Below are 5,526 nucleotides of genomic sequence, written 5' to 3'. Positions count from 1 at the left end.
GGGGCGGGGGGGGGGGGCGGCGCACCGCGCTCGGCGAGCGCCACGGCACGTGTTCACTGGCGATCCATGTCGCGCCGCCGGCGAACAGCAGGGTTGCGAGCATTTTGGCGCTCGCGCGGCGCCTCGCCGTACCTGTGCGCGTCAGCGCAGCGCGTGCGGCCGACGCGCTACTTGCGCCTGCGCTTCCCGTGCCTGCTACAGCAAGGCCCCTGAAGCGGCTGCTGACGCTGCAGATGTGTTGCCATGCGCGTTCGTGATCGGGATGCTCGGCGCGCCAGCGCGTCAACGCGAGTTGCCGCGCGCGCGTGTTTTCGCCGGATTGCAGCTCCATCCACCACTCCACGGCGCGCAGGGCGATGTGTTGCGGAATATCGGGTCTCGCGCTCGCGTTCATCCGGTCATCCGTCAGGCCGCGCTCAGCGCGAAGAAACACTGCGCGCCGGCACGCACCAGATGGCGTTTTACGGTCGAGATGGAAAGCTTCAGTTGGGCGGCAATCTCGGCATGGCTCAGGCCGTCGAGCTGGGCCAGCAGAAAGGCTCGTTTGACGGCGACCGGCAGCCGCTCCAGCAGACTGTCGATTTCACACAGCGCTTCCAGTAGCAGCGCACGTTCTTCAGGCGAGGGCGCGAAACTTTCAGGCACGAGCGCCAAGGCTTCCACGTAAGCACGCTCGATCTGCTCGCGCCGCCAGTAGTTGGCGATCACGCGTTGCGCGATCGTGGTCAGGAAAGCACGTGGCTCCTCCAGCCCGAGCGGTTCATCGCGGGCGAGCAGACGCACGAACGTGTCGTGCGCGAGGTCGGCAGCGCGATGCGCGCAGCCGAGCTTCTTACGCAGCCATGCCTGGAGCCAACCGTGATGATTGCTGTAGAGCACGTGCATCTCGCGATGCAGGGCCGATTCGTTTGCCGCCATGGCCTACCGTGTGCGCCAGATCGGTGGATCCGACGACGCTGTAAATGAGAATTATTCTCATAATAACATGTCAAAATGTAAGGAGGAAATGAGAATGTGCCCGGCGCTATGACCGGTCGCGGCCAAGGGCGGCACATCCCGCACCTCATCTGGCTGACGTATCGGCCGGAATGCTGTGCCGGAATGTTAGCGCCTGGTCCTGCGTACTATCGACGATGCTGTCGCGCTTGCAGATCCATGCAAACGCCCAATCCTGGGCAACTTCGATCGCTTCATCTTCCGTGTCGAAATACGAAAGATCCCGCTCGATATGCATCTCACCATCAAGGTCATCGTCAGGCGAAACACGGACCAGTCGCGCGTGAGCGAAGAATTTCCCAAGGGAGAAATCCGGCGTCGCGTCGATGATCCAACCACGGTACCCGCATTGCATGATTGCCTCCGATACTCAGACTATTCGGGATTCGAAAAGACAAAGCATGGATTCGTCCGGTCGTAATCGCTAAACCTCCTTCTCCAGTCAAAAGTTCGCGGGCTTCCGCGCCATCGGCGGTTGCGCAGACGGCTATCGCGGACTACCGCTACTGTTATAGACCTTCGGCGACTCAACGGTGATTCCAACTTTCGATGGAAGCAAAGAAAATGCCCATTCGAACAGGCTGCGGAATCGAGCGTTCCCGCGATTGGACTTAGGCACAGCTTATGCGCGCACAACATGCGAGCTGAAGTGACCTGTTGAAACTCACGGAGAGCGAAATGAATCACTACGCAGGGCGGTCTCACGATGAACGGAGTGCTGCACGAAAGCAGCAGAAACAGAAAGCGCAGGAACAATCGGGCGGTTCGATGGCCGTCGAAGGAACGGAGCCCGATGCCACGCATAGCAGCGGCGAGCTTTCCGAAAAAGGAAAGGAAGTGTGGCGCAAAGGCGCCGGCATCGACGGAGGAGGGAAGAGCACATAAGCCATTCCCGCGCGCGACGTGGCACCAGGAATCGCATGCGCCGCGTGCCCTGAAGAATGACGCGAACTGTTCGACTGGGTGAACGGTTTTCAAACCGCTCGTAGAAATTTCAACATATGTTGACGGCCACGGTTATCCGGCCCTGCCGGGCGTAATGCGTCGATGCCACGAGCTTCGTCTGTGAGCACCGTGCCCGTTTCACCTGACGGTTGTCCAGGCGTCGTCCGGGACGTCCGGAATGCCCGCCAGGTACATAGATTGCGCCGTTAATTGTGTTGCCTTCCAACCAAACCTGGCACCCGAATTGGCAACCGTACTTCTCGTTGATGACGACCCGAATATTTTGCGCCCACTTCAATTGCTTGTAGAGCGTGAGGGATACCGCGTGCTGACGGCGCAGAACGGCGAGACAGCGCAGGCCGTCGCGGCCATCGAGAGTCCCAGTCTCATTGTGACGGATTGGATGATGCCGCACGTCGATGGCATTGAGTTGTGTCGACGATTGAAGGATGACAGCGCGACAGCGGGCATTCCGGTAATCATGCTGTCAGCCGCGCTGCCGCCTCATCCGGACGAGCCGCTATGGGACGTACTTTTGTTGAAGCCGGCCCCGATAGGCCGACTGATAGGGGCGATTCACAAGCTTCTCGACAACCCGTCGCCAGACGCGTCAAGACAGCGGTGAGGGCGGTAAAGCGAGATTTTTCTTCCCGGCGTGTCGATTTTGATAGTCTTCCTTCGTCGTATCAATGTCGGCATGCATGCGGCTTGCCTGCGCTTTCAGCCAAAACTGACAGGAGATCTATCATGACGATTCAAAAGATCACGCCTTTTCTCTGGTACTCGAACGAAGCGGAGGAGGCCGCGGCTTTCTATGCGGGCATCTTCCCGGACTCGCGCGTCGTTCGGGTCACGGCGGTGCCGAGCGCCGGTTCCACGAAAGTCGTCGAGTTTGTTCTCTTTGGGCAGCCCTTCATCGCCATGAGCGCCGGCCGGCTCGACCCGTTCAATCACGCGATATCCCTTATGGTCAACTGTAGCGATCAGGCAGAACTTGACCGCTATTGGGACGCTCTTCTCAAGGGCGGCGGTTCGACCGAGGAGTGCGGCTGGGTAAAAGACCGCTTCGGTGTTTCGTGGCAGATCGTTCCAAACGATCTCATCCCAATGATGGCTGACCCCGATCCAGTAAAGGCCGGGCGCGTTGCCGATGCCATGATGAAAATGACGAAGTTCGACTTCGCCACGCTGAAGGCTGCGTATTCGGGGGCGGCGGTGTAGTAAAAGGCCTTGTGAGCAGTTGCCGCGCGCACGCACCATGCACGCGGCGCTATTCGTTCGGCTTGACCAGCATGACCTCGCAGCCGGGTGTCGCATCCTTGAAACGGATCGACATGCCGTGCATGCCGGCCACCGCCAGCACAAGGCTCAGGCCAAGCCCGCTGCCGGGTGTGTGCCGGCTCGCCTCACCGCGATAAAAGCGCCGCAGCACCGCTTGCTGTTCGGCAGGCTCAATGCCCGGCCCGTCGTCCGAAACGGTGACGCCCGAGCCGGTCTTGCTTTGCGAACGCCATTCGCCAGCGAAGGAGATACTCGACCGGTCCGGTACCAACTGCTTCCGAAAAGCGGCGCGCGAAGACCGAACGCGACATTCCCGCTTGTTCAGCTAATTCGCGTTCAGCTAATTCGGCGACCGCCCAACTGCGACTGATATCTGCATGCATATCGGCAAGCGCTCTGGCCAGTTATGGGTCCGACAAACCACCGAGGATGCTGTCATTTGAGAACCAGCTCGCGGATTCACATCGAAGCATTTTCGAATCAGGCTCAACTCTCCGTCCGTGGCAATGCGGATATTCGATTGAGCGAGCTCGTCCGTCATCTGCTGCGGAGATCGCCGTCATTGACCAGCTTTCGGCCAAGGTTATTTTTCAGTCGTCAGCTGGGCATAGAAAACGGTCATCGGTACAGGCCCGTGCCGACTGTCAGTGCAGGGTCGCCTCGACAATACCGGCCAGAGCACAAAGCACAACGACAGCGAGCGGAGGAATCTTCCAGCGCACCAGCAGAAAAAAGCCGATGGCTGCGATGGCAAAGTCAAGCTCCGAGAGAACCGCGCTGGTCCAAACAGGCGAGTACAGTGCGGTGGCCAGCAATCCAACGACTGCAGCATTCACACCCGCAAGCAGCGCAGCCATTGACGGGCGAGCGCGCAGCGCTTGCCAGTAAGGCAGCGCCGCAAGCACGAGTAAAAGGCCCGGCAAGAAAATGCCCACTGTGGCGAGCAACGCGCCAATCCAGTGATTCGGCGCTTCGACCATCATCCATCCGAGAAATGAAGCGAACGTGAACAAGGGGCCCGGGACAGCCTGCGCGGCGCCGTAACCCGCGAGAAAATCGTTCGACGATATCCAGCCGGTCGCGACGGTTTGCTGTTGCAGAAGCGGGAGCACGACGTGACCGCCGCCAAACACCAGCGCACCCGAGCGATAAAACGCTTCGAAAACCTTGACCGCCTGACCCGCGTGGAGTCCGACCAATGCAGGGAGCCCGAACAGCAAGACACAGAAGAGAATCAACGCGGCGGCACCTACCGTGCGGGAAACGCGGGTTTCGTGAGTGCTCTGTGATACGCGACTGATGTCTGACGATCCCGTCGTCTGGCACAACGCGAGTCCGAGCACAGCGCCGATGGCGATAACGATGAGCTGCGCATAGACGGTCGTCAGAATGCTGAGCACTGCGATGGCGATGAGCGCGATGGCTGCACGGCGTTGATCCGGACACAAACGCCGTGCCATATCCCAGACTGCTTGAGCGACGACTGCCACAGCGACAAGCTTCAGGCCATGGATCAAGCCGCTACCGATCTGCCCGCCGAGGCTCGGGGCGATGGCAGCAAAGCCGAGCAGCAGCAGGACTGAAGGCAGTGTGAATGCGAACCAGGCCGCAAGTCCCCCGAGCCAGCCGGCTCGCAAAAGACCGATCGAGAATCCCACCTGGCTGCTGGCCGGTCCCGGAAGAAACTGACAGAGCCCGACCAGGTCTGTGAAGGTTTCGTCATCAAGCCAGCGGCGCCGCTCGACGAATTCCCGACGAAAGTATCCCAGATGGGCAATGGGTCCGCCGAAGCAGGTCAGCCCCAATTTGAGGAAAACCTGGAGAACCTCCAAGGGGGAGCCCACCCTGGTCGAATGCGCGGAGGTGATACCAGTTTCCATAATTGCCAGGTTTCCAGATCGAGAAGATCAGCACGCTAGCATGAAGATCTTAGTCATCCATCGTTGTTCGGGGGCGACGACAGCGTCGGGTTCCAATTGTGACGCGAGCCGGGCGAAGTAGGTTGATGTCTAACGGATGCAAGCTGGTGAAGCTGCGCACCTCAATTTTCTGGCAGTCGCCGTATCTGCCGCGTCGTCAGGCCGAGCCGCTGCGCAGCGCGCCACGGTTTGAGCCGTCCATCCGTCACGTCCTGAATGAGCTTGAATCTGTCCAGTTCCTGCATCGTCATTGTTATCCGTTCTGTCACAGCCATCGAAGTCTCCAGCGCCGAAAAACGGCGGCTGGAGAGCATACGACGGCATCAAAAGCGGACATTTCTATGTAGCTAAAAGCGGACATTACCGTCTAGCCACTACACACTTA

General features: G+C 59.6%; 10 protein-coding genes. 3 read left to right on the top strand and 7 right to left on the bottom strand.

Annotation, left to right across the window (positions count from 1 at the left end):
- The 3 genes from PQR40_RS38700 to PQR40_RS38690 form a co-directional block, all read right to left on the bottom strand.
- The coding region (locus PQR40_RS38700; protein ID WP_408511254.1) for a DUF4880 domain-containing protein at window positions 1-394 on the bottom strand (394 nt) is incomplete at its 3' end.
- A gap of 11 nt (window positions 395-405) precedes the next feature.
- Entirely contained in the window at window positions 406-918 is a 513-nt protein-coding gene (locus PQR40_RS38695) for a sigma-70 family RNA polymerase sigma factor (protein ID WP_408511253.1), read from the bottom strand.
- A 145-nt stretch (window positions 919-1,063) separates the two neighbouring features.
- Window positions 1,064-1,351, bottom strand: a complete 288-nt coding sequence (locus tag PQR40_RS38690) for a hypothetical protein (protein WP_408224957.1) — start codon at window positions 1,349-1,351, stop codon at window positions 1,064-1,066.
- Window positions 1,352-1,674: 323 nt separating this feature from the next.
- Here PQR40_RS38690 and PQR40_RS38685 point away from each other — a divergent pair, with 323 nt between their 5' ends.
- The 3 genes from PQR40_RS38685 to PQR40_RS38675 all read left to right on the top strand — a co-directional run bounded on the left by PQR40_RS38685 (window position 1,675) and on the right by PQR40_RS38675 (window position 3,162).
- A complete protein-coding gene (locus tag PQR40_RS38685) occupies window positions 1,675-1,881 on the top strand; it encodes a hypothetical protein (protein WP_408224960.1) in 207 nt (68 codons plus the stop codon).
- A 304-nt stretch (window positions 1,882-2,185) separates the two neighbouring features.
- Complete coding sequence (locus PQR40_RS38680) at window positions 2,186-2,566, top strand: response regulator (protein ID WP_408224963.1); 381 nt, start codon at window positions 2,186-2,188, stop codon at window positions 2,564-2,566.
- 122 nt (window positions 2,567-2,688) lie between these two features.
- Window positions 2,689-3,162: a VOC family protein gene (locus PQR40_RS38675; RefSeq protein WP_408224966.1), complete on the top strand. Its 474-nt coding sequence runs from the start codon at window positions 2,689-2,691 to the stop codon at window positions 3,160-3,162.
- A gap of 49 nt (window positions 3,163-3,211) precedes the next feature.
- On the opposite strand, the gene PQR40_RS38670 is transcribed toward PQR40_RS38675, so the two are convergent.
- The 4 genes from PQR40_RS38670 to PQR40_RS38655 all read right to left on the bottom strand — a co-directional run bounded on the left by PQR40_RS38670 (window position 3,212) and on the right by PQR40_RS38655 (window position 5,416).
- Entirely contained in the window at window positions 3,212-3,493 is a 282-nt protein-coding gene (locus PQR40_RS38670; RefSeq protein ID WP_408511252.1) for an ATP-binding protein, read from the bottom strand.
- Window positions 3,393-3,605: an AraC family transcriptional regulator gene (locus PQR40_RS38665; RefSeq protein ID WP_408511251.1), complete on the bottom strand. Its 213-nt coding sequence runs from the start codon at window positions 3,603-3,605 to the stop codon at window positions 3,393-3,395. The genes PQR40_RS38670 and PQR40_RS38665 overlap by 101 nt, the downstream gene beginning before the upstream one ends.
- A gap of 261 nt (window positions 3,606-3,866) precedes the next feature.
- The gene (gene chrA, locus PQR40_RS38660; RefSeq protein WP_408511250.1) at window positions 3,867-5,102 is read right to left on the bottom strand and encodes a chromate efflux transporter; all 1,236 of its coding nucleotides are present in this window, start codon (window positions 5,100-5,102) and stop codon (window positions 3,867-3,869) included.
- Window positions 5,103-5,263: 161 nt separating this feature from the next.
- A complete protein-coding gene (locus tag PQR40_RS38655) occupies window positions 5,264-5,416 on the bottom strand; it encodes a hypothetical protein (RefSeq protein ID WP_408225299.1) in 153 nt (50 codons plus the stop codon).
- Between the last annotated feature and the right edge of the window lie 110 nt (window positions 5,417-5,526).

This window comes from Paraburkholderia sediminicola (assembly GCF_046026855.1).
GTDB classification, from domain to species: Bacteria; Pseudomonadota; Gammaproteobacteria; order Burkholderiales; family Burkholderiaceae; genus Paraburkholderia; species Paraburkholderia sediminicola_A.
This window is presented reverse-complemented; position numbering and strand designations above follow the sequence as displayed.